Origin of the sequence: Phaeobacter sp. JH20_08 (assembly GCF_048056635.1) — a bacterium.
GTDB classification, from domain to species: Bacteria; Pseudomonadota; Alphaproteobacteria; order Rhodobacterales; family Rhodobacteraceae; genus Phaeobacter; species Phaeobacter bryozoorum.
On record NZ_JAYMVV010000006.1, the window covers coordinates 124,627 to 146,715 of the forward strand.

The window sequence follows — 22,089 nt, forward strand, 5'->3', positions numbered from 1 at the left end:
CGAAATTACCCGACAGGAGGCCCGCCATGCTGACAGGAATTCGTGTAATCGAGATCGAAGGGCTGGGCCCTGCGCCCTTCGCCGCGATGATGCTGGCGGATCTTGGCGCGGATGTCATATGCGTTCACCGCAAAGGCGAGGGCGCGGGTTTGATGCCTGCACATCCGATCATTGATCGCGGCAAACGCTCCATCACGCTGGATCTGAAATCGCCGGCTGACGTCGAAACGCTGCTGCATCTCGTCGAGACTGCCGATGCGCTGGTCGAGGGCTTTCGACCCGGTGTTATGGAGCGGCTGGGGCTGGGGCCGATCACATGTCACGACCGCAACCCCGACCTTATTTATGGGCGTATGACCGGATGGGGGCAGGATAGCCCCTTGGCCGAAACCGCCGGTCACGACCTAAACTATATCGCGCTGTCCGGGGCGCTTTGGTATGATGCAACGCCCGGCACCCCTCCCCAGCCACCGGCGACTTTGGTGGGCGATATCGGCGGTGGCGCGCTTTATCTGGTCGCGGGTATTCTGGCAGCGCTGGTAAGGCGCGAAAACCGTCACGGCGACACGCCAGCCGGATGCGTCGTCGATGCCGCGATTTACGATGGCTCGGCCCATATGATGAACCTGTTGATGACATTGCAGCAGGCCGGACAGTTCAGCAGCCTGCGTGGGAAAAGCCTGCTGGATGGGCCGCATTGGAGCCGCTGTTATGTCTGCGCCGATGGCGGGTACATCAGCGTGCAATGTCTGGAACCACAGTTTTACGCCGAGTTTCTGTCGCGCCTCGATCTGAGCGAGGATGCCCAATTCGCCCGGCAGCACGACAAAAGCCTCTGGCCGGTGCTGGGCGCAAGGCTGGCCGGTATCTTTGCCGCGCAGCCGCGCGACCACTGGGACAGGCTATTCAAGGGCAGCGACTCCTGCGTGGCACCGGTATTGTCACCCATCGAGGCAGAGGCACATCCGATGAACCAGCGCAGGACCTGGGTAACAGCTGAGAATGGCCTCCAGGCCGCTGCGGCGCCACGGTTCTCTGGTCAGGACAGCTGGGAGGTCCCACCGGCCCCGGCACGTGGCCAGCACAATTCCGAGATACTGGCGGAGCTGAGGCAACGGCAGCGCTAGGATCAGCTGTCTTTCTTGGCCTTCTCCGCCGCTGCTTTCATCCGCGCCAGGAGTTCGGCTTTGGTTTCGCGCGCACCATAGGGGTTCTTGGCGCTGCCCTTGGCATTATGCTCCTGATGACGCGGGCTGTTTTTGCCCATTCTGGGGGCTCCAGATTTCTTGTAATCCATCGACTTGCCCTTTCGGCGTGAGTGGAAAACGCGCTGATGCCGCAATTGGCCTCAGCGCGCAAGACGAACATGATCGCCGGACAGCTCTGTTCAGCCCGGTCAGCTGCCGCGCACCGCGTCGATCATCCGTTGCACATTGTCCGGATCGGCGTCCGGGGTGATCCCGTGGCCGAGGTTAAAGATATGCGGCCCCTTGCCGAAAGCTTTGACGATACGGTGGGTGTCATCAATCAGCTCCTGCCCCCCCGTCACCATATGGCGCGAGGCAAGATTGCCCTGAACACAGCCGTCAACCTGCACATTGGCCGCCGCCCATTCGGGGTCAACGGAGTTATCAAGCGCCACACAATCGACACCCGTCGCCCTGGCAAAACCGACATATTTTTCCCCCGCCTCACGCGGGAAACCGATCACCGGAATTTCGGGATGGCGCTGTTTCAGCGCGGCGGTGATCTGGCGGCAGGGAGCCAATGCGTATTTCTCAAACGCCTCGCCACTGAGCGATCCTGCCCAGCTGTCAAAGATCTTGACCACTTCGGCACCGGCTTTGATCTGCATCGAGAGATATTCGATCGTCGCCTCAGTGATACGGTTCAGCAGCGCCTCAAACAGCGGATTGTTTTCCTGACGCAGCAGATGCGCAGGCCCCTGATCCGGCGTGCCGCGTCCCGCGATCATATAGGTCGCGACGGTCCAGGGCGCTCCGGCAAAGCCGATCAGCGTGGTTTCGCGGGGCAAGGCAGCCGAGAGCAGCCGCACGGTTTCATAGATCGGGTTCAGCGTCTCATGGATGTCGCTGACCGGTCCCAACTTGGCAAAATCGCTCTCCGTTGTGACCGTCGACAGGCGCGGCCCCTCGCCGGTCACGAACCAAAGATCAGCCCCGAGTGCCTGCGGCACCAAGAGGATATCGGCAAACAGAATCGCTGCATCGAAACCGTAGCGACGGATCGGCTGCAGCGTCACCTCAGTCGCCAGTTCTGGATTATAGCAGAGCGACAGAAAGTCGCCGGCCTCAGCCCTGGTGGCGCGGTACTCGGGCAAATAGCGGCCCGCCTGGCGCATCATCCAGATCGGCGGCACATCCTGTGTCTCGCCCGCCAATGCGCGCAGCAGCTTCTTCTGTTCGGCCATGATCACCCTCATATCTGTGTTGCATCTGAGGTCTAGCCTTGGCGGCAAATTGTCAAGGGCAGCAGGACCGGTGCTTGTCATGGCATTATGTCGCGATTAAGGGTCGATATATGACACAGATCGATCTGCCCTCCCCCGCTTCGCCCCTGAAAATCGGCACCCGCGGTTCGCCTTTGGCGCTGGCCCAGGCCCATGAAACCCGCGCCCGGCTCATGGCCGCCTTCGATCTGCCACAGGACGCATTCGACATTGTCGTGATCAAGACCAGCGGTGACAATCAGGCGCTGATCGCGGCAGATAAACCGCTGAAGACATTGGGTGGCAAGGGGCTGTTCACGAAGGAGATCGAAGAGGACCTGCTGTCCGGTGCCATCGACATTGCAGTGCATTCCATGAAGGACATGCCCGTAGCGCAGCCTGCGGGGTTGCTGCTGGACACCTATCTGCCGCGTGAAGACGTGCGTGATGCTTTCATCTGCGCCAATGTCTCATCCATCGCGGAGCTGCGCGAAGGCGCCGTTGTTGGCACCTCCTCACTGCGGCGGCGCGCACAGCTTCTGCATCGGCGTCCCGATCTCAAGGTTGTGGAATTTCGTGGCAATGTGCAGACACGGCTGACCAAACTGCGCGATGGTGTGGCCGAATGCACCTTTCTGGCGATGGCCGGGCTCAACCGTCTTGGCGCCGATCAGGTTCCGGCAACCGCCATCCCCCCAGAAGACATGCTACCCGCCGTCGCCCAGGGTGCCATTGGCATTGAGCGCCGGCAGGGCGACAGCCGTATCGGTGATATGCTGGCGGCTCTGCATGACCGCGAGACCGGGCTGCGCCTGACTGCCGAGCGCGCATTTCTTGCCGCGCTGGATGGCTCTTGCGAGACCCCGATCGCTGGTCTTGCGACGTTGGAGGGCAACAGCCTGAGGCTGCGCGGCGAAGTCCTGCGCCCTGACGGATCGGAAGCGATCAATGACGATCAGACCTGTGCGCTCGAAGACGGTGCGGAGCTGGGCCGCGAGATGGCCGCGAAACTTCTGGCGCAGGCCGGAGCGGGCTTTTTCGACTGGAAGCACCAGGATCGGCAGTAGAATGCGAGGCGCTGCCTCGCGCTCCGGGATATTTTGAGCCAGAAGATGGCCCGGCCGGTGCAGCTCAGATCTGCCCCGACCAGCGCAGCCAACGCTCTGGCCCGCCGCCAAAGACGTTGAGGTCGACGTTGCCAGCGATCCCGGGCACGCGTCCGGTGCCGGTATATTGCCAGAACCGCCAGAGCGCACCGGGATAGGTGACATGCGGGTGATCCGCGACCGAGCGCAACCAGAACTCAGTATCCCGCAGGCGGCCGATGCTGGTCTCACGGTAGAAATCCACCGTCGTGTAGAGCACAGGCCGCTGGCCATAATGCGCTTCCAGAAGGTCCAGAAACCGCTCTGCCTCCGCCCGCACCTTGGCGCCGGAGGGACGTTTGGTGCAGGTGCGAGAATGTGGCGTCCACTCCATGTCCAGCACATGCGGCAAGGCCGCGCTGTCGCGGGGGACATGACGGATGAACCAGCGCGCCTGTTCCGCGGCCGGGCGGCAGAAGTAGAAGTAATGATAGGCGCCGCGTTTGACGCCCGCCTGTCGTGCGGCACGCCAGTGATCGCGGAATTTCGGATCGGTGAGATCACCGCCTTCAGTTGCCTTCAGATAGGCAAAGCTGATGCCTGCAGCCCGAACCCGGCGCCAGTCGATGTCCCCCTGCCAGCGTGAGACGTCGATGCCATGGATGGGGTACGACCATGGCGTACGCCCGTCCCAGGGGTGCGGATCGCTGTCGGCGAATTTAGGGTGGGTGATCAGCCGCGCCCGCGCCGCGGCAAGGCTGGCGGTGGTTTCTCCGGGCTGCACCGGCTGGCCTATTGGCGGTGTCGGTGGCGCAACCGGTGTTGTTCGGCCGCTACAAGCGGCAAGGACCATCATCCCTGCAAGCACCCACCAAAATCTGCTCATCCCGACCTGCCCGATCTCTGCGATTTTCGCTTTGGTTCAGTAAAGCCCGCCAGCCCGTTCAGAGCAATGATCAAGACAGCGCGCCCGCGCCATCAGCAGGAGATCGCGCGCCTTGATCAGACCCATTTCGCCATCGGCGGCAGGCTCATCAGGACGGCATTGGCGTCATGGCCGGTTTCCAGGCCGAATTTGGTGCCGCGGTCATAGACCAGATTATACTCGGCATAGAGGCCGCGATGGACCAGCTGGACGTCTTTCTCCGCTGCGCCAAATGCCATCGGCCTGCGTTTTTCGACCAACGGCAGATAGGCAGGAAGGAAGGCGCGGCCAATATCCTGCGTCAGGGCGAAATCCGCCTCCCAGTCGCCGCTGTTGCGGTCATCCATGAAGATGCCGCCAACCCCGCGCGCCCTCTGCCGGTGAGGGATGTAGAAATACTCATCCGCCCAGGCCTTGAGCTGGGGATACAGCCCGGCGCCATGGGCCGCCAAGTGCTGTTCCTGCATGCGGTGGAAATGGGCGGTGTCCTCATCGTATTCGATACATGGATTCAGGTCAGACCCCCCGCCAAACCACCAGGCATGCGGGGTCCAGAACATCCGCGTGTTCATATGGACCGCGGGGGCATGGGGGTTCTGCATATGTGCCACAAGAGAGATGCCAGAGGCCCAGAAGCGCGGATCGTCCTTCATCCCCGGAATGCCCTTGCGCGCCGCCATGGCAGTCTGCGCGCGCTCACCCAATGTGCCGTAGACCTCAGAGATATTCACGCCGACCTTTTCAAAGACGCGACCGCCGCGCATCACGCTCATCAGGCCACCACCGGCATCACTGCCATCCTCGGCAGAGCGCGTGGTTTCGCTGACCTCGAAACGGCCGGCAGGCTGATCACTGAAAGGGCCGCTGGCATGGCTGTCTTCCAGCGCCTCGAAGGCGGCCACAATCGTATCACGCAAGGATCTGAACCAAGCTGCCGCTCGGGCTTTTTCGTCGATCATTTCAATGCTCATCTGGTCGCCTATTTGCGCAAAGGTGAAAGCCGCTTAATGGACCGGCACCGCGACAGTGTCCAGCAGCGTGCGGCCACCGTCCAGGGTAACGATCTGGCCGGTCATAAAAGCCGCCGCGTCAGAGGCCAGGAACTGCGCCGCCTCGGTCAGTTCACTGGGAGAGGCAATACGCCCCAAGGGGGTATGGCGTTCGATATCCTGCCGATAGGCGCGATTATCCTTGAGCGTCGCCTGCATCGACGCGCTCATTACAGAGCCGAACGCAATGGAGTTGACCCGGATCCTATGAGGGGCCAGCGAAACCGACAGCGACCGGGTCAACTGATCAAGCGCAGCCGAGGCCACACAATAGGCCAGCAGTTCCGGGTGCGAGCGGCGCGCGGCGATGGATGACAGATTGATGATGGCGCCATTGGGCCCGCCATTGTCGCGTTGCTCACCCTGTTTGATCATCCGCCGTGCGACCTGTTGCGACAGGCGCATGGTCGGCAACAGCGTCTCGTTGAGCAGCAGCTCCATCGACTTGTCTTCCGGGTCCAGCGGATCGGTCGGCACCACCTGCCGTGCGCCATTGACCAGGATGTCGATATCGTCGAAGGCATCAATGGTTGCCGACAAAAGATTGGCAATGGTGAGCCGTTCCCGAAGGTCCCCGGCAAAGTACCGGATATTGCTTTCATCCGCTTGCGTGCCAAGCTCGCTCAGCAGCGCCGCCTCATCGGTATCGGCAAACATGACATTGGCACCGGCTGCTGCGAATTGTTTGCCAATGGCAAGACCGATGCCACTGGCCGAACCGGTGACGATGGCCGTTTTGCCGGAAATGGAAAAAGACATGAATGATCTCCGTCAGGATCCGGGGGGCGCCACGGCACCACCCCGTTTTTCAGCAACCTAGACTGCCGACAGAAACAAGGGAACCACCCTTTGTGTTTGGTCGTTGTCAGCGACGGTGGCGACGCGGTCGGCTGGCCCGCAGAACCTTGAACCGATTGTCCCCGGCGACCTCATCGACTGTTACGAACTGCTCGGCAAGCGTCGCCTCATAGGGCAGATGCCGGTTTGCAACAATCCAGAGCGACCCTGACGGTGCCAGCATACCGGACGCCGCAGTGATAAACGCCTGTCCGAGCGACGGTTCTGCCGTGCGCCCGGTGTGGAACGGCGGATTGGAGATGACGCAATCGACCCGTTCTGGCGCAGACCAGCTGCGGGCATCGGCCCAGTGGAAGTGGGCGCGGGGATCGCTGACGTTCATTCGTGCACAGCTGAGGGCATTATGATCGGCCTCAATCAGATGCAGCGCCGTCACGCCCTCGCGTTGCAGGATCGCAGCTGCGAGATAGCCCCAACCAGCCCCAAGATCGACCACATTGCGGCCGAGCTTCTCCGGCAGTGCGGCGACCAGCAGAGCCGAAGCCGGATCAATGCCATCGGCGGAGAACACACCGGGAGCCGTCTGAAAACCACCATCGACCTGGGCAGCTGCGCCCTGCCAGTCCGCCAGATCGGAGTGCGTCGCGTCGAACCAGAACGCCTTGCCGTGTGCCTTTGATATCGGGGCCGACACTTCGGTGCGGGCACGCAGCGCCTTCAGCACCGAATCGACCCCATCGGTCTTGCCACCATCGACAAGCACGGGGCCGTCGCAGACCTCGGCGGCCTTGGCCAGCAGCGCGCGCGCCAGAGCCTTCGCCCGTGGCAAGAGAACAACCGCTGCCGCGAATCGCTCGTCCGCAGGCAGTTCGGGCACGCAATCGTAGCCTTGGCCCGCCAGCGCAATATGATCGGGCGCAAAGGGTTGTACGATCAGCAGCCGCTCTTTTGGCAGCGCCGACAGGTCAAGGTCGGACAGCGGGTGAAACACAACGATGCGGCCGGAGTCGGGCACGGAAAATCCGCCCGTCTCGACGGCCAGGGACAGGCGAACAGACATCTAAAAGCCTCTTTTTATTCTTCTTTTTCCATCGTGCATTGCAACGGATGCTGATGGCGGTGGGCAAAATCCATCACTTGCCCCACTTTTGTCTCGGCGATCTCATGGCTGAAAACGCCGACCACCGCGACGCCTTTCTTGTGAACGGTGAGCATCACTTCGAAGGCCTCGGCATGGGTCATGCTGAAGAACCGTTCCAGCACCATGACCACGAACTCCATCGGAGTGTAATCGTCATTCAGCAACAGCACCTTGTAGCGCGGCGGACGCTGCGTTTTGGGTCGGGTCTTGGTCAGGACACCGAGATCGGTATCGTCATCTGAATGATCCGACATCATAACTGGCGTAGGCAGCATTGGCACAGACTTCCGATCGTGGATGGATTTTAATGTCCCGCTTATATAGCCTTTCTGATGGATAGGAAAAGGGATTGAGAGTGTCGGATTGACTCGAAAATTGACAACAATTGGCTTCGATGCCGATGATACCCTTTGGCATAATGAACGATTTTTCCGCATCACCCAGGACCGCTTTGCCGAATTGCTGATGGATCACGTTCCCGATGATCTCGATTCGCAGGCTTTGGGGGAGCGGCTGCTGGCAGCGGAAAAACAGAACCTCGGGCGTTATGGATATGGCGTTAAGGGGTTCACCCTGTCGATGATTGAAACCGCCATTGACGTGACAGAGGCCCAGGTGCCTGCCTGCGTCATACAGGAGCTGATCACCGCCGGGCAGATGATGCTATCCTACCCTATCGAGTTGCTGGAGAACGCGCGGACAGCGGTTGAAGCTCTGGCCGACAGCCACCGGGTGGTGCTGGTCACAAAAGGCGACCTGCTGGATCAGGAGCGCAAGCTGGCGCAATCCGGGCTGGGTGATCTGTTCGACGGGGTCGAAATCGTCTCGGAGAAGACGCCGCAGATCTATGCCGATATTTTCCTGCGCCACGGCGATGGCGCGGAGCGGGCGATGATGGTTGGCAATTCCATGCGCTCGGACGTGGTCCCGGCAATCGAGGCAGGCGGCTGGGGCACATATGTGCCGCATGGATTGATCTGGGAGGTCGAGTTTGCTCCGGCGCCGACCCATAGCCCTCGATACACCGAAATCGCGGATCTGGGCGCACTGCCCGCGCTGGTGGCCGAGATCGGCTGATCCGCGCTATCGCGACTCTCGCCTTCATCACTCAACAAACGGACACACCAATGCCCCACGCCGAAATCAAATACAGCAGCGATCTGGATCTCGACATCCCCGCGATCCTGGCCGAAATCGAACAGGTCATCCTATCCCACGACGATGGGGCCGGTGATTGCAAGGGACGCGGCTATCCGACCGACGCCTATCATCACAGCCATGTTGTGGTGAAGGTCTCCGTTCTGGTGAAACCCCATCGCGATGCCGCGTTTTCCAACAGGCTGCTTGCGGCGTTGAAAACCGCAATCACAGCACGAATCTCCACCCCCTGCGCCTTTTCTCTGGAGCTGGCCTACATGGGCCCCTTCTACACGACAGGACCGCATCACCCCTGACAGACTCGCGGATTCAGCCCGTCATGCCCTGCTGGAATCGCTCAATGGGCGGCGTGTCGGCCGTGCCTTGTTGCAGCAGGGCACCAGACGCAGGCGTGCAACCGCCAATAGCACGCGCCGCGGCAATTTTTTTCGCTAACACTTCTTTAACCAACCGCCGATCTAGTGGTCATCATCGCTGCGCACCACTAGATGTCGAAAAGCAAACTCTGATCTCGATTTTTCCTTAAAAACCGGGCTGTTTATTCCAAAGTGACCCTGTGCTACGCTTTTTTAATACAGGCAAAAACGTCAGTCGGAAAACCGGCGACAAGAGGCAAAAATGGCAGATATCGTGCAGGTCAGGCGGACTCCGCTGATCCGCGCTTTGCGGGTGTATTCCCGTTTGGGGCGTTGGGTCTTGGGACTGGTTATTTTCCTATCGATGGTCGCAACTGCGCCGCCCAGTGCGATGGCAGCCCCCTATGCCGCGATGGTCATCGACGCCCGGACGGGCGAAGTCCTGCACTCCCGAAATGCAGACACCCGGCTGCACCCGGCCTCGCTGACCAAGATGATGACTCTCTATATTGCGTTTGAAGCCATTCGCAACGGCGAGATTAGCCTCGATACAGAGGTGAAGATCAGCCGTAACGCCGCATCCGAGCAACCGTCGAAACTGGGTTTGAAGGCCGGACAGCGCATCGCCTTTCGCTACCTAATTCGGGCCGCTGCCGTAAAATCCGCCAATGATGCCGCCACTGCCATTGGCGAGACACTCGCCGGATCCGAAGCCGCCTTCGCCCGCCGCATGACCCGCACGGCCAAGGCGCTTGGGATGTCTCGCACCACCTTCAAAAACGCCCATGGCCTCACCCAGAACGGGCATCTGTCCACCGCGCGTGACATGACCACGCTCGGGCGGCATCTGCTCTATGATTATCCCGAGTATTACAATCTGTTCTCGCGCCGTTCGGCGGATGCCGGTGTGCGCAACGTGCCCAACACCAACCGTCGTCTTCTTGCGGCCTATCGCGGTGCCGACGGGATCAAGACCGGCTACACCCGGGCCGCAGGTTTCAATCTCGTCGCCTCCGCAGAACGTGGCAACGAACGGATCATTGCCACTGTTTTTGGCGGCAAATCATCAACCTCTCGTAATGCCAAAGTCGCCGAACTCCTCGATCTTGGGTTTCGCCGCGCGCCAAGCAGCGCCAAATTGCGGCGGCCGGCGCGCCCGCCCTACCAGGGCAATCGTGGTCTTGGCACCCAGCTGGCCAGCGCTGACGAACCGGCTGCCGACGGGGCGGCGGGCAAGACCATTCGCGTCTCGGGTCTGGTGAAAACCAGCCTGCGCCCCAGACGCCGTCCAGGCGCCGCTGAACCTGAGGCCGCAACAGTGCTGGCCGAGGCTCAGACCGAGGCTGAGACCGAGACGACCACCAGCGAAATCCCTGCAGCAGAGGCACCGCCGAAGCTGGATCGCGATGTTCTACAGGCCAGCATCACGGCTGCCATCGCCGAGGCAGAAATCGTGGCGGCCGTAGCCGAACAAACGGCTGCTCCGATTGCCAGGCCACGCCCCTTTGTAGGTCTGCGCCCCATGGCCCGTCCCGCACGGCTGGCCACGAACCAGACCGCAGCCGAGCCGGAACCGGTGGTTGTCACCCGGCTCTCGACCTCGGGCGGGCGCTACTGGGGTATCAACGTGGGCCGCTACGGCAGCCGCTATCAGGCCGAAAAAGTGCTGCTGCGCACGGCACTTGCCGAAATGGCAACCCTCGATGGCAGCCTGCGCAAAGTTGTTAAGACACCTCGTGGCTTTGATGCCAATTTTCTTGGCATGACCAAGGAGAGTGCGGCCCTCGCCTGCCGCCGCCTCTCTGCCCGCAACATCACCTGCGAAACGGTCGGCCCCTCCTGAAGCGGGCGACAAAGCCAATAGGAAAAGGCGCCTTCTGGCGCCTTTTCTTTTGCAGGTCCATGCCGTCACTCGAGCGTTCAATCACGGCTTGGGGTGATCATCCCATTCGTCGCTGAGAATCCTGCGCGCATCACCTTCTGGATCGTCATATTGGTTCGAGCGCACCGTATAGAGAAAACCGACAAGTCCCACGCCCCCCAGGAAAAGGGAGATCGGTATCAGATAGGTAAGTACGCTCATCTTGGCTCTCTTGAATTGGCCTGCCGGTCGCCTGCGGTCATCATCAGCGCAGGCGCAACGCGTTTAGGGATACTGTAATCGACGATGTCGACATCGCCAAGGCAGCCACAAGAGGGGTCGCAAGCCCTGCCACCGCCAAGGGAACCGCGATCACATTGTAGAGTGTCGCAATGCGAAAGTTCTCGCGAATGCGTCGTGTTGCCTTCTGCGCGACATTACAGGCCTCGGCTATGGGGGCCAGATCCTGTCCCAGCAGAACGATATCCGACGCAACCCGCGCTGCATCCAGCGCCGAAGCGGGCGAAATGGACACATGTGCTGTCGCCAACGCAGCAGTGTCATTCAAACCATCACCGACCATCAGCACCCGGTGGCCCGCGCTGGACAAGGCCGAGACCTGATCGCATTTATCCTGCGGCAAGGCGGAGGCCATCCAGTTCTGGATCCCGAGGCGGCCTGCAAGTTCGCTCACCGCTCCTTCAGTGTCACCCGAAATCAGCCAGACGTCCTTCCCCGCCGCCTGCAACGCTTCTACCGCCGCAGCGGCGCCGGGACGCAGACTATCCGAAAACGTCAAAGCCTGTGGCGCACCATCACCGCGATCAAGATAGGCGGCGGTCTTCTGCCCCGGCGCCGCGCCAACCCATGCCGCGCGCCCCAGACGCACCCGCTGCCCCCCGTGCTGCCCCTCGGTGCCAAATCCCGGCACCTCTTCCTGCCTTGTCAGCAACGCAGGCTCAATCCCGGCCTGTTCCGCAGCACGGCAGATTGCAACCGACAGCGGATGATCAGACCCCTGTGCCAGCGCATAGGCCAACCGCTGATCTGGCAGAGACAGCTGGTCGAAGTCATCACATTGAGGGTTGCCATTGGTCAGCGTGCCGGTCTTATCGAAAACTACGATATCGACCTCAGCGAGACGTTCCAGCGCAGTTGCGTGTTTGATCAACATGCCTTTTTTGAACAGCCGCCCCGAGGCCGCAGTTGTCACCGCAGGGACCGCCAGCCCCAGCGCGCAGGGACAGGTGATGATAAGCACTGCAGCGGCAATATTCAGCGCCACTCGCATGTCGAAGGTAAAGAGATACCAGCCAAGGAAGGCCAGCGCGGACAGGATATGAACCCCGGGCGCATATAGCTTCGCCGCGCGATCCGCCAGCGAGGTATAGCGTGACCGCCCGGACTCTGCGATGGCGACCAGATCGGCAAGCTGATGCAGGGAACTCTCGGCCCCGACGGCGGTCGCGCGCACAACCAAGGGTCCGGTCAGATTGACCTCACCCGCCGAAACAAGGCTCCCAACTTCGGCAAAAACCGGCAGCGTTTCACCGGTCAGCAAAGAGCGATCCAGTTCCGACTGCCCGTCCAGGACGACACCATCCACAGGCATCCGACCGCCCGGGCGTACCAGAATACGATCGTCAATGGCCAGATCGGCAACGGCAACCTCCGCCGGTTGCCCGGCCTCATCCAGCCGCAGGGCGCGCGGGACCTCCAGTGCCGCCAGTTCCTCGGCAGCAGAACGCGCCACGGCGCGGGTACGATGGTCCAGATAGCGACCGGCCAGCAGGAAGAACGTCAATGTCAGCGCCGCGTCGAAATAGGCGTGTTCACCAGAGAGCGAGGTCTCCCACAGAGAGGTCACCAGCGCCAGGACGATTGCCAGAACAATCGGCACATCCATATTGAGCCGCCCCACCCGCAAAGCCTGCCAGGCGTTGCGAAAAAAAGGCTGCCCGGCGAAGAGGATCGCCGGGAAGGTGATCGCCGCAGAGATCCAGTGGAACATGTCACGGGTTGCATCGCTTGCCCCTGACCAGACCGAGACTGACAGCAGCATCACATTCATCGACGCGAAGAAGGCCACCGCCAGACGCATCAGCAGCTCACGTCCCGCCTGATCGGTCTCGGTCGCGCCCAACGCCGACAGGTCAAGCTCGTGCGCCTCGAACCCAAGCTGTTCCAATACTGGCACCAGATCAAGCGCACGCAACTCGGGATCGGCCTCAATCAGCGCGCGTTTCAGAGTGAGATTGACCCGAGCGCTCCGCACGCCCGGCACCGCATTCAGACCCCGCTCCACCGTGGAGATGCAGGCCTGACAATGAATACTGGGCAGCGACAGGGCCAGACGTGCCTCGGTCGGCGCCTGCTCAACCGCGCCGTTTGGCGCTGCGACACAGCCGGGGCATGCGGCCAGTTGGGGGCCAAAGGCGGTGCTCATGGCCAGTTACCGCGCCACATGCAGGATGACCCGCTGCGTGAATTCGGTGCCATCCTCGGCCCGGGCCACCATTCGGATGTTCCAATTGCCCGCGCTCAGCTGCGCAGCTGCGACATAGGCCGTACCGTCAAAGCGAAAATCAGGTGTCTGATCATCCTTCACATGGGTGGCACGGCCGAGTGTCGCTGCCAAATGTGCCACCTCAACCGGTGCGCCATTGGCATCGGTGATCTCCAGTTTCACCTGATCCCCGGCGGCCGAGGCATAGACTGACCAGCCCAGAGCCTGCTGCGCATCGCGACGGGCATCGAAGCTCTGGCTTGCGACATAGCTGTTCTTGACCTCCAGCCCGGGAAACGTCCGCACCGCATTGACCGCCAGCGCGATATTGACAGCGATGATCACGGTGAAGGCGCCGCCGAAGATCATAAGCGCGTGCCAGCCGGTGAACTGTCGTGTCGGTTTGCCCTCGGTCATTGGCTGCTCCCGTTCCCGTTAAAGCTGGTATCCTTATACGCACGTTCGCCATTGTCGATATCTGCAACCCAGATCCGCACCGGCGTGCTGCGCGCTGCGGCGGCATCGGCGGATTTCGGTGCCACGATATAAACGCGCTGAAGCAGGCTGGTATCGGCAGGCACCGTGACGATCGAGCCATCAATGCCTTCCAGCGTGAGCTGCATGCCTGGCGCTCCCTTGATCGAAAGTTCAAACGGGCGTGGCTCTCCAGTCTTGTTCCGCAACCGCACATCATAAGTGTTACGGATCGAGCCGTCCGAGAGCGTCACAAAGGTCGGGTTGCGCACCGGGGCCACCGTCAACTCGATGTCCGAACGGATGAACAGGGCAAACAGGAGCGCCAGACCAACGCCCCCCCAGAGTGCCGTATACATCAGCGTACGCGGGCGCAGGATATGCTTCCAGATGTTCTTGGGTGGATGGCCTGCGCGCTCATTCGCCTCGTCACTGAGCGCCATATAGTCGATCAGCCCGCGCGGCTTACCGATCCGTTCCATCACATCATCGCAGGCGTCTATGCAAAGCGCACAGGTGATACATTCCATCTGCTGACCATCGCGGATGTCGATCCCCATCGGGCAGACGTTGACGCAGGCCATACAGTCGATGCAATCGCCGTGGACCAGCCCCGGCTCATCGGTCTTGCGCGGTTTGCCGCGCGGCTCTCCCCGCCATTCGCGGTAGCCGACGGTCAGCGTATCCTCGTCCATCATCGCCGCCTGAATGCGTGGCCAGGGGCAGGCGTAGATACAGATCTGCTCACGCGCAAAACCACCGAACAGGAAAGTGGTCCCGGTCAGGATGGCGATAGTGGTATAAGCGACCGGGTGGGCATTCCCGGTGACAAGATCATGCAGCAGTGTCGGTGCATCTGCAAAATAGAAGACCCAGGCCCCCCCGGTTGCGAGACCAATCAACAGCCAGAGCACCCACTTGGTGATCCGCAGACGCGCCTTGCGAAAATCCAGCTTCTGTTGGCGGTGCAGGCGAAGGCGCGCGTTCCGATCCCCCTCGACCCAGCGCTCGACCAGGATGAACAGATCCGTCCAGACCGTCTGCGGGCAGGCATAGCCGCACCAGACACGCCCCAGCGCCGAGGTGAACAGAAACAACCCCAGCCCTGCCATGATCAGCAAGCCCGCAACGAAATAGAACTCATGCGGCCAGATTTCGATCCAGAAGAAGTAAAACCGCCGATTGGCCAGATCCAGCAACACCGCCTGATCGGGCAGCGCCGGACCACGGTCCCAGCGGATCCATGGCGTCAGGTAGTAGATCCCCAGCGTTACCGCCATGATATACCACTTCAGGTTACGAAAGGCGCCGGACACGCGGCGGGGGAAAATCGGCTCTCTGGCGGCATATAGGCTGGGGGCGGGATCGGAATCGCTCACGGACTCACTCCAAATCTTGCATTGTTGCAGCGGTTGTCCCAGATGCGCCCCGGACGAACCTTGACGTGGATCAAACGCGTATGCGGAACACATCTTTGCTGTCGCGACGACATCGTCAACCGGGCGCGGCATTCCGTCCAAAACCACGGCGCGCCCAATAAATCCATAAAGTAGAGGCCTTTGCGCTCCTCTCCTCGCGGTCGGCCGCGTCGCCACGTCGCAGATGTGACACCAGGGCGCAGCCTCTAGATGTCACCGGTCCCGCGCTCCGGGAACAAGCCTAGCGTGATTGTGGCCAGCGGGATAGAACCCAATCGGCTGAGCAACCGGCACCGCATATGGAGATGAACGCTTGGGATAGCGAGAGCGTCGGCTTTTCAGGAAACGCGCGAACAGATCGAAAAGCCGACGCTGGGTCCGTTTCCCTGCAAGACAGGTGGCGGACTGGACGGCCACCGGCGCTGGAAAGGGCACATCGGTGGCACTGTCTGATGAGGCAAGACTATCCGGCATCCCGTCCATTGTATTTGACCGGGATCAAAGACCGGCCAAAATCTACTCTCCCTCTGTTGAATACGGGCCGGTGTCCGCGGCAAGAAGCGGACTGGAGAACTGCGGTTCCAATGTACTACTCCCACCTGGCAGTACCGGCACCTGCCCGCGACGGATCCCGGCGACCCGATGGTTCATCCAATGACGAATGGCATTCCGATAGAGCCAACCGCGTATGCCGCGCAGGTCCTGCCGGTGGCGGGCGTAGAAGGCATCCGGGCTATCGAACATACCAAGATCTGCATTGATCCCGGTTTTCTGAATATAGGTGTCGCGCCCTTGCCATACGACCATCGGCGCTTGCAGGCAATCGGTGCCAGCGCCATAGCCACATAGCGTGTCGCGCCCCGGAAATGCCGCCTGCAAAGCCCCGAGCACGCCCTGATCCAGGATGAAACCCTCCAGGTTGATCCATTGGCCGTCCAACTGAACCTCAACCCAGGAATGCAGGATATTGCGCGGAGCCATCCAATACACCAGTTCGGGTACAACGCCGCGCTGAAGGCTCTTATCAATGGTGAAGCCATGCAGACGGCACGGAATGCCAAGCGCCCGTAGCAGCGCCATCAGCAGGGTTGCCTTGGTATTGCATTGGCCGTAGCCGTCCGCCAGAACCTGCGATGCCGTCCGCGTATCAGCGATGTTATAGCCAAACAGAATATCATTGCGGACGTAGGTATAGGCGGCGCCGATCCGGTCAGCGGGTGCGAGCTGCTGCCAGCCACGCGCTGAAATCAAAGCAGAAATTGCTGGCGCGGTGATATCCAGCATAGAGGTTGCGGTAAGGAAGCGGGTATCTGACATGGGGTCACCTATCTGGTTGCCCCACCCTGCTAAACCCTACAGCAACTGTAGCTTCAAGCAAAAAATCCGCCACAACTCACCTTATCAAAACACAGATGGGGCCGCCCGAAGGCAGCCCCAGAGATTATATCTAGCGACACGAAACAGGCAGAGCTATTCGCCGCCACCCAACTGGTGCACATAAGCCGAAACCGCGCGGATCTGCGCCTCGGTCAGACGCGTGTTCCAATTTGGCATGACCCCGTAACGTGAATTGTGGACGGTCTCTGTCAGGGTTGCGTAATCCCCGCCATAGAGCCAGATGGCATCGGCCAGGTTCGGAGCGCCCTGCGAACGGTCACCGGTACCGTCCTCCATGTGGCATGAGGCGCAATTGTCGGCAAAGACCACCGCGCCCGCCTCCACCTTCGTCGCATCCTGAGGATCGCCCGAAAGCGACATCACGAAGTTCACGACCTGATCAATCTCTTCCTTCTCCAGCAACTCATCGCGACCAAAGGCTGGCATCTCCGAATAACGCGCCTCGTCGCTTTCTTCGTTGCGGATCCCATGGGCGATCGTCGCGTGGATATCCTCGATCGATCCGCCCCAAAGCCAATCGTCATCCAACAGGTTCGGATACCCTTTTGCCCCGGCGGCACCGGCACCGTGACACTGGGCGCACCAGGTCTTGAACACCGCAGAACCAGCCGAGACCGCATAGCCGTTCAGCTCGGGATCGGTGGAAATCGACGCAAGCTCAATCTCCTCAAGGCGGCTGTTGATCGGGGCATTCGCCTCGTTCACCGCGGCGATTTCTTCTGCCACCAGCGCCCGCGAGTTCCAGCCCAACACACCGGCAGTTGCAGACTGGATGCCCGGCCAGGCCGGATAGGCGATGGTATAGCCAATGCCCCAGATAATGGTCGCGTAAAAGGTCCAGAGCCACCAACGTGGCATCGGGTTGTCGAACTCCTCGATCCCGTCCCAGCTGTGGCCGGTGGTATTCGGATCGTCCTCGAACTTCTTCACTTTCTTGCTCATGACCGCGCCTCCTTGGCTTTACCCATTTCTGGGGCGGGTTTGTCTTCATGCCGGAAGGGGATGTTGGCGGTGTCCTTGTAGACCTTGCTGCTGCCGGGGCGGAACGCCCAGATCACAACAGCCAGGAAAAACACGAACAGAAAGAGCAACATCCAGCTGTCCGCAAATTCCCGAAGCAGAGTGTAGATATCCATGCCTGCCTCCAATCAGCGGTTGGCTGCGGGGGTGAAGGTCGAGAAATCAACCAAAGTCCCCAGCATTTGCAGATAAGCGATCAGCGCGTCGGCCTCGGAGATCCCAGGCTGACCGTCGAAATTGCGTACGCTGACCTTCTCGCCATAGCGCTCCAGAAGCCCGTCATAATCGGCGTCGGGATTGCTCTGGGCGCGGAAGTCGGCCTCTGCATTTTCCAGCATCTCGTCGGAATAGGGCACACCGACAAAAGCGTTCGCCGCCATCACATCGCCGATGTATTCGCCGTCAATCCGGTTGTTCTCAAGGAAGCCATATTTGGGCATCACCGATTCCGGGACAACCGACTGCGGGTCGCGCAGGTGATCCACGTGCCATTCGTCAGAATAGCGGCCACCCACACGGGCCAGATCCGGGCCGGTCCGTTTGGACCCCCACTGGAAGGGATGGTCATACATCGACTCCGCTGCCAGCGAATAAGGACCGTAACGTTCCACTTCGTCCCGCATGGGGCGGATCATCTGGCTGTGGCAGACATAGCAGCCTTCGCGGATGTAGATGTCACGCCCGGCCAGCTCCAGCGGGGTGTAGGGGCGCATGCCTTCCACCTCTTCGATGGTGTTTTCCAGCCAGAACAGCGGTGCGATCTGGACCAGCCCACCGATGGTGACAACCAGAAAGCTGCACACCAGAAGGAGGGTCGCATTGGTCTCGAGGATTTTATGTTTGTCGAGAATTGCCATTGTCCGGCCCTCCTTATTCAGCCGGAACCGCAACGGTCAGGCTGGCCTCTTTGGCCGGCGCCCGTCGTACGGTCATCCAGAGATTGTAGCACATGATCAGAGCACCAGCGAGGAACAGGACCCCGCCGAGGGCGCGCACCACATACATCGGGAACTTTGCAGCCACGGTGTCGGCAAAGGAGTTCACAAGGAACCCGTTGGCATCCACTTCACGCCACATCAGGCCTTCCATAATGCCGGTCACCCACATCGACGCCGCGTAGAGAATGATGCCGATTGTCGCCAGCCAGAAGTGCCAGGACACCAGGCTGAGCGAATAGAGGCGCTCACGTTTCCACAGAACCGGCACCAGGAAGTAGAGGGCACCAAAGGTGATCATGCCGTTCCAGCCAAGCGCACCGGAGTGAACGTGACCAATGGTCCAGTCGGTGTAATGCGACAGCGAGTTCACCGCGCGGATCGACATCATCGGACCTTCAAAGGTGGACATGCCGTAGAAGCCGATAGAGATTACCATCATTCGGATCACCGGGTCGGTGCGCAGCTTGTCCCAGGCACCCGACAGTGTCATCAGGCCGTTGATCATGCCGCCCCAGCTGGGCATCCACAGCACGATGGAGAACACCATGCCAAGGGTCGACGCCCAATCCGGCAGCGCGGTGTAATGCAGATGGTGGGGACCCGCCCAGATATAAAGGAAGATCAACGCCCAGAAGTGGATGATCGACAGCTTGTATGAAAACACCGGTCGTTCCGCCTGCTTGGGCACAAAATAATACATCATGCCAAGGAACCCCGCAGTCAGGAAAAATCCGACGGCATTGTGGCCATACCACCACTGCACCATCGCATCCTGCACACCGGACCAAAGGATCACGGATTTGGATCCCCAGATGCTGATCGGGATGGTCATGTTGTTGACCAGATGCAGCATCGCCACGGTGACGATAAAGGCGAGGTAGAACCAGTTGGCCACATAGATATGCGGCTCCTTGCGCTTGATGACGGTGCCCAGGAACACCGCGAGATAGGCAACCCAGACGATGGTCAGCCACAGGTCAACGTGCCACTCCGGCTCGGCATATTCCTTCGACTGGGTCGAGCCGAAGAGATATCCGGTCGCCGCCAGCACGATGAAGAGCTGATAGCCCCAGAACACAAACCACGCCAGATTGCCCCCCCAGAGACGGGCGGCCGAGGTGCGCTGCACCACATAAAAAGATGTCGCAATCAGCGCGTTACCGCCAAAGGCGAAAATCACCGCCGAGGTATGCAATGGACGGAGCCGCCCAAAGTTCGCCAGCCCCTGCGCCCATTCGAAGTTCAGGACCGGAAAGGCCAGCTGGAAGGCGATGAACACCCCGACCAGAAACCCGACCACACCCCAGAACGCGGTTGCGACCACACCGGCGCGTACAACACTGTCAAAGTACTCGCCCTGTAACGATCCCGTTGCAGTCACAGGCTCATCGGTGTGTTGTAGGGTGTATAGAAACAGCCCACCAGCCACGATCATGATGATGATCGCATGAACCTGATAGGCCAAATCCCGCGCGTAATTGGTCGCGATCATCGCAAAGAGCGTGACCAAACCAAGCGCGATCAGCTTGATATAATTAGACATCTTGCGTCCCTTTTCCTTGCCCGACACGATTCTCTGGGTCGCGTCAGACAGATTTTTTCTGAGCCTTAAATGCAAAACTGCGCCGGACAACGCCTTGATCTGTATCAAGACGGTTTGCCGCAGAATGTGAGAAGCACCTTCACAATGGCGCAACACGCGGCACAACCACAAGTTTGTTGCGGTCGCTCATACTCATGTGAGGTTAATATGTCCTACAAAACACTACTGACTGTGCTGACCACACCCGCAAACACCGGAGCCCAGCTGGAGCAATCCATCTCGCTGACCCGCCTGAGCGACGGCCATCTGGATGCCCTGTGCCTGGGGGTGGATCGCACCCAGACCGGGTACTACTACGCCGGTGCCAACGCGATGGTACTGCAGGAGACCCTTGCCCGCGCCAAAGAGGAGGTGGCCGAGATCGAAACCGCCGCCACCGAGCGGCTGACGCGATCCGCCGTGACTTTCAACGTCGAGACCGGTGTCGCGCAAATGGCCGATATCGGCCGTCATGTTGCACGAATGGCGCGGTTCTCTGATCTTGTTGTGTTGGGCCAGCCCTATGGCAAGGATCGCCCCGCCGAAGCGGAGGCCATCGTCGAGGCCGCCCTATTCGAAGGCCGCGCGCCGGTACTGGTGGTTCCAGATGACTGCCCACTGCCCGACCAACCCAAAACCGTTCTGGTTGCCTGGAACGAAAGCATCGAAGCGATGACCGCCATTCGCAAGGCGCTGCCGATGCTTCAGGCAGCGGATGTGGTGCGTGTGGTGGTGATTGACCCGCCGCAGCACGGCCCAGAACGTTCCGATCCAGGTGGAATGCTCTGCCAGATGCTGTCACGCCACGGGGTCAAATGTGAGATCGACGTACTGAGCAAAACAATGACCCGGGTCTCCGATGTGCTGAACCGCCACGCCGTGGATACGGCTGCCGATCTGATCGTAATGGGCGCCTACGGCCATTCCCGGTTCCGCGAGGCAATCCTGGGCGGTGCGACCCGCAACATGCTTGAGAAGGCCAAAGTCCCGGTTCTGATGGCGCATTAGCTGCGGTCCAAAAAAGAAGGGGCGCGGTTGCAGGCCCCTTGCTCATGCGCTCTATCGGAAAGTCAGATCAGACAGCCCCCGTCGCTGTCGTCGCCGGCTTCTTCCATCAGGCGGCCCATGTCGGGCACGGTCACATGCCGTTTGCCTTCCAGTTCAATGACACCATCCCTACGCAGGGCTGAGACCTGTCGGCTGACTGTCTCCAGCGTCAGCCCCAGATAGTCAGCCATTGCTTCCCGGGTGAGCGGCAGATCGAATACCCGCCGATTGCTGTCCTTGTGGCGCTGTAGGGACGCATCGCGCCGGGCCAGAATGGACAGAAGGCTGGCGATTTTTTCGCGCGCTGTCTTGCGTCCCAGAACCAGCATCCATTCCCGCGCCGCGTCCAGTTCGTCCAGCGTCATCTCAAGCAACCGATGCGCCACATGCGGCGTCTGGGACATCATGTCCTCAAACGGTTTCTTGCGAAAACAGCACATGACCACCGTGGATGTCGCCACGACATTATAGGCAGCCGTATCGCGCCCCGGTCGCCCGACAAAATCGCTGGGCAAGAGCAGGCCGACCATCTGGGTGCGGCCATCTTCCATCGTCTGCGTCAGGGTCGCAATGCCGGACACAACCGACCCTACGAAATCCATCCGGTCGCCGGACCAGGTGATCGGCTGACCGGCCTCATATGTACGGTAGTATTTGATCGAATCCAGGACTTCCAATTCATCCGCATCACAGCGCGCACAAACAGCGCGGTGACGAATGGGGCAATCGCCGCAGTTCACATTGTGAATGGTAGGAGCGTTCATGATTGATCCGATTTGATCTGCGCCAAGGCCAAAGCCAACCTGCAACCACCAACTTAAACATGTGCCGCGCAAATCACAATTGGCGACGCCGCGTTTGTTGGCATGATGTGCCAACCCACC

The 22,089-nt window shown here is 60.5% G+C and carries 23 protein-coding genes; 6 read left to right on the forward strand and 17 right to left on the reverse strand.

The window, feature by feature from the left end; translation table 11 throughout:
• The first annotated feature begins 26 nt into the window (after positions 1–26).
• The gene (locus VWY75_RS07685) at positions 27–1,127 is read left to right on the forward strand and encodes a CaiB/BaiF CoA transferase family protein (RefSeq protein ID WP_416538225.1); all 1,101 of its coding nucleotides are present in this window, start codon (positions 27–29) and stop codon (positions 1,125–1,127) included.
• A gap of 2 nt (positions 1,128–1,129) precedes the next feature.
• On the opposite strand, the gene VWY75_RS07690 is transcribed toward VWY75_RS07685, so the two are convergent.
• Positions 1,130–1,267: a hypothetical protein gene (locus tag VWY75_RS07690; protein ID WP_340546850.1), complete on the reverse strand. Its 138-nt coding sequence runs from the start codon at positions 1,265–1,267 to the stop codon at positions 1,130–1,132.
• A 129-nt stretch (positions 1,268–1,396) separates the two neighbouring features.
• Entirely contained in the window at positions 1,397–2,431 is a 1,035-nt protein-coding gene (hemE, locus tag VWY75_RS07695) for a uroporphyrinogen decarboxylase (RefSeq protein ID WP_416534602.1), read from the reverse strand.
• Positions 2,432–2,541: 110 nt separating this feature from the next.
• Here hemE and hemC point away from each other — a divergent pair, with 110 nt between their 5' ends.
• A complete protein-coding gene (gene hemC, locus VWY75_RS07700) occupies positions 2,542–3,516 on the forward strand; it encodes a hydroxymethylbilane synthase (RefSeq protein ID WP_340546733.1) in 975 nt (324 codons plus the stop codon).
• Between the two features lie 64 nt (positions 3,517–3,580).
• Here hemC and VWY75_RS07705 read toward each other — a convergent pair whose 3' ends face one another.
• The 5 genes from VWY75_RS07705 to clpS all read right to left on the reverse strand — a co-directional run bounded on the left by VWY75_RS07705 (position 3,581) and on the right by clpS (position 7,722).
• Positions 3,581–4,420 carry a GH25 family lysozyme gene (locus VWY75_RS07705; RefSeq protein WP_416538224.1) on the reverse strand — a complete coding sequence of 280 codons (840 nt, stop codon included), beginning with the start codon at positions 4,418–4,420 and terminating at the stop codon, positions 3,581–3,583.
• Between the two features lie 116 nt (positions 4,421–4,536).
• A complete protein-coding gene (gene hemF, locus VWY75_RS07710) occupies positions 4,537–5,430 on the reverse strand; it encodes an oxygen-dependent coproporphyrinogen oxidase (RefSeq protein ID WP_416538223.1) in 894 nt (297 codons plus the stop codon).
• Positions 5,431–5,463: 33 nt separating this feature from the next.
• Positions 5,464–6,267: an SDR family NAD(P)-dependent oxidoreductase gene (locus VWY75_RS07715; protein WP_340546730.1), complete on the reverse strand. Its 804-nt coding sequence runs from the start codon at positions 6,265–6,267 to the stop codon at positions 5,464–5,466.
• A 106-nt stretch (positions 6,268–6,373) separates the two neighbouring features.
• Complete coding sequence (locus VWY75_RS07720; protein WP_416538222.1) at positions 6,374–7,366, reverse strand: class I SAM-dependent methyltransferase; 993 nt, start codon at positions 7,364–7,366, stop codon at positions 6,374–6,376.
• Positions 7,367–7,380: 14 nt separating this feature from the next.
• Positions 7,381–7,722 carry an ATP-dependent Clp protease adapter ClpS gene (gene clpS / locus VWY75_RS07725; protein WP_340546728.1) on the reverse strand — a complete coding sequence of 114 codons (342 nt, stop codon included), beginning with the start codon at positions 7,720–7,722 and terminating at the stop codon, positions 7,381–7,383.
• 88 nt (positions 7,723–7,810) lie between these two features.
• Between clpS and VWY75_RS07730 the strand changes: the two genes are divergently transcribed.
• The 3 genes from VWY75_RS07730 to VWY75_RS07740 all read left to right on the forward strand — a co-directional run bounded on the left by VWY75_RS07730 (position 7,811) and on the right by VWY75_RS07740 (position 10,804).
• Positions 7,811–8,524 carry an HAD family hydrolase gene (locus VWY75_RS07730; RefSeq protein WP_416534605.1) on the forward strand — a complete coding sequence of 238 codons (714 nt, stop codon included), beginning with the start codon at positions 7,811–7,813 and terminating at the stop codon, positions 8,522–8,524.
• Between the two features lie 50 nt (positions 8,525–8,574).
• A complete protein-coding gene (locus VWY75_RS07735) occupies positions 8,575–8,901 on the forward strand; it encodes a hypothetical protein (protein ID WP_416538221.1) in 327 nt (108 codons plus the stop codon).
• 322 nt (positions 8,902–9,223) lie between these two features.
• Positions 9,224–10,804, forward strand: coding sequence for a D-alanyl-D-alanine carboxypeptidase family protein (locus VWY75_RS07740; RefSeq protein WP_416538220.1), 1,581 nt, complete (start codon positions 9,224–9,226; stop codon positions 10,802–10,804).
• Between the two features lie 81 nt (positions 10,805–10,885).
• On the opposite strand, the gene ccoS is transcribed toward VWY75_RS07740, so the two are convergent.
• The 9 genes from ccoS to ccoN all read right to left on the reverse strand — a co-directional run bounded on the left by ccoS (position 10,886) and on the right by ccoN (position 20,119).
• The gene (gene ccoS, locus VWY75_RS07745; protein WP_024095921.1) at positions 10,886–11,044 is read right to left on the reverse strand and encodes a cbb3-type cytochrome oxidase assembly protein CcoS; all 159 of its coding nucleotides are present in this window, start codon (positions 11,042–11,044) and stop codon (positions 10,886–10,888) included.
• Positions 11,045–11,087: 43 nt separating this feature from the next.
• The gene (locus tag VWY75_RS07750; protein WP_416538219.1) at positions 11,088–13,268 is read right to left on the reverse strand and encodes a heavy metal translocating P-type ATPase; all 2,181 of its coding nucleotides are present in this window, start codon (positions 13,266–13,268) and stop codon (positions 11,088–11,090) included.
• Positions 13,269–13,274: 6 nt separating this feature from the next.
• Positions 13,275–13,745: a FixH family protein gene (locus tag VWY75_RS07755; RefSeq protein ID WP_340546723.1), complete on the reverse strand. Its 471-nt coding sequence runs from the start codon at positions 13,743–13,745 to the stop codon at positions 13,275–13,277.
• Positions 13,742–15,181, reverse strand: a complete 1,440-nt coding sequence (ccoG, locus tag VWY75_RS07760; protein WP_340546722.1) for a cytochrome c oxidase accessory protein CcoG — start codon at positions 15,179–15,181, stop codon at positions 13,742–13,744. The genes VWY75_RS07755 and ccoG overlap by 4 nt, the downstream gene beginning before the upstream one ends.
• Before the next feature lie 555 nt (positions 15,182–15,736).
• Positions 15,737–16,537, reverse strand: coding sequence for a transglutaminase-like domain-containing protein (locus tag VWY75_RS07765; protein ID WP_416538218.1), 801 nt, complete (start codon positions 16,535–16,537; stop codon positions 15,737–15,739).
• Positions 16,538–16,690: 153 nt separating this feature from the next.
• A complete protein-coding gene (ccoP, locus tag VWY75_RS07770; RefSeq protein WP_416538217.1) occupies positions 16,691–17,560 on the reverse strand; it encodes a cytochrome-c oxidase, cbb3-type subunit III in 870 nt (289 codons plus the stop codon).
• Positions 17,557–17,754 carry a cbb3-type cytochrome c oxidase subunit 3 gene (locus VWY75_RS07775; RefSeq protein ID WP_340546719.1) on the reverse strand — a complete coding sequence of 66 codons (198 nt, stop codon included), beginning with the start codon at positions 17,752–17,754 and terminating at the stop codon, positions 17,557–17,559. The genes ccoP and VWY75_RS07775 overlap by 4 nt, the downstream gene beginning before the upstream one ends.
• A 12-nt stretch (positions 17,755–17,766) precedes the next feature.
• Positions 17,767–18,495: a cytochrome-c oxidase, cbb3-type subunit II gene (ccoO, locus tag VWY75_RS07780; protein ID WP_340546718.1), complete on the reverse strand. Its 729-nt coding sequence runs from the start codon at positions 18,493–18,495 to the stop codon at positions 17,767–17,769.
• A gap of 13 nt (positions 18,496–18,508) precedes the next feature.
• Positions 18,509–20,119, reverse strand: a complete 1,611-nt coding sequence (ccoN, locus tag VWY75_RS07785) for a cytochrome-c oxidase, cbb3-type subunit I (protein ID WP_416538216.1) — start codon at positions 20,117–20,119, stop codon at positions 18,509–18,511.
• Between the two features lie 207 nt (positions 20,120–20,326).
• On the opposite strand from ccoN, the gene VWY75_RS07790 reads away from it, so the two are divergent.
• Positions 20,327–21,166 carry a universal stress protein gene (locus tag VWY75_RS07790; protein ID WP_340546716.1) on the forward strand — a complete coding sequence of 280 codons (840 nt, stop codon included), beginning with the start codon at positions 20,327–20,329 and terminating at the stop codon, positions 21,164–21,166.
• Positions 21,167–21,228: 62 nt separating this feature from the next.
• On the opposite strand, the gene fnrL is transcribed toward VWY75_RS07790, so the two are convergent.
• Entirely contained in the window at positions 21,229–21,969 is a 741-nt protein-coding gene (fnrL, locus tag VWY75_RS07795; RefSeq protein WP_340546715.1) for a transcriptional regulator FnrL, read from the reverse strand.
• Positions 21,970–22,089 lie beyond the last annotated feature (120 nt).

Bases quoted from the DNA above. Each gene is read 5' to 3' on its own strand.
- VWY75_RS07685 (WP_416538225.1), top strand. From the start codon at position 27: ATGCTGACAGGAATTCGTGTAATCGAGATCGAAGGGCTGGGCCCTGCG.
- VWY75_RS07690 (WP_340546850.1), bottom strand. From the start codon at position 1,267: ATGGGCAAAAACAGCCCGCGTCATCAGGAGCATAATGCCAAGGGCAGC.
- hemE (WP_416534602.1), bottom strand. From the start codon at position 2,431: ATGGCCGAACAGAAGAAGCTGCTGCGCGCATTGGCGGGCGAGACACAG.
- hemC (WP_340546733.1), top strand. From the start codon at position 2,542: ATGACACAGATCGATCTGCCCTCCCCCGCTTCGCCCCTGAAAATCGGC.
- VWY75_RS07705 (WP_416538224.1), bottom strand. From the start codon at position 4,420: ATGAGCAGATTTTGGTGGGTGCTTGCAGGGATGATGGTCCTTGCCGCT.
- hemF (WP_416538223.1), bottom strand. From the start codon at position 5,430: ATGAGCATTGAAATGATCGACGAAAAAGCCCGAGCGGCAGCTTGGTTC.
- VWY75_RS07715 (WP_340546730.1), bottom strand. From the start codon at position 6,267: ATGTCTTTTTCCATTTCCGGCAAAACGGCCATCGTCACCGGTTCGGCC.
- VWY75_RS07720 (WP_416538222.1), bottom strand. From the start codon at position 7,366: ATGTCTGTTCGCCTGTCCCTGGCCGTCGAGACGGGCGGATTTTCCGTG.
- clpS (WP_340546728.1), bottom strand. From the start codon at position 7,722: ATGCTGCCTACGCCAGTTATGATGTCGGATCATTCAGATGACGATACC.
- VWY75_RS07735 (WP_416538221.1), top strand. From the start codon at position 8,575: ATGCCCCACGCCGAAATCAAATACAGCAGCGATCTGGATCTCGACATC.
- VWY75_RS07740 (WP_416538220.1), top strand. From the start codon at position 9,224: ATGGCAGATATCGTGCAGGTCAGGCGGACTCCGCTGATCCGCGCTTTG.
- ccoS (WP_024095921.1), bottom strand. From the start codon at position 11,044: ATGAGCGTACTTACCTATCTGATACCGATCTCCCTTTTCCTGGGGGGC.
- VWY75_RS07750 (WP_416538219.1), bottom strand. From the start codon at position 13,268: ATGAGCACCGCCTTTGGCCCCCAACTGGCCGCATGCCCCGGCTGTGTC.
- VWY75_RS07755 (WP_340546723.1), bottom strand. From the start codon at position 13,745: ATGACCGAGGGCAAACCGACACGACAGTTCACCGGCTGGCACGCGCTT.
- VWY75_RS07765 (WP_416538218.1), bottom strand. From the start codon at position 16,537: ATGTCAGATACCCGCTTCCTTACCGCAACCTCTATGCTGGATATCACC.
- ccoP (WP_416538217.1), bottom strand. From the start codon at position 17,560: ATGAGCAAGAAAGTGAAGAAGTTCGAGGACGATCCGAATACCACCGGC.
- VWY75_RS07775 (WP_340546719.1), bottom strand. From the start codon at position 17,754: ATGGATATCTACACTCTGCTTCGGGAATTTGCGGACAGCTGGATGTTG.
- ccoO (WP_340546718.1), bottom strand. From the start codon at position 18,495: ATGGCAATTCTCGACAAACATAAAATCCTCGAGACCAATGCGACCCTC.
- ccoN (WP_416538216.1), bottom strand. From the start codon at position 20,119: ATGTCTAATTATATCAAGCTGATCGCGCTTGGTTTGGTCACGCTCTTT.
- VWY75_RS07790 (WP_340546716.1), top strand. From the start codon at position 20,327: ATGTCCTACAAAACACTACTGACTGTGCTGACCACACCCGCAAACACC.
- fnrL (WP_340546715.1), bottom strand. From the start codon at position 21,969: ATGAACGCTCCTACCATTCACAATGTGAACTGCGGCGATTGCCCCATT.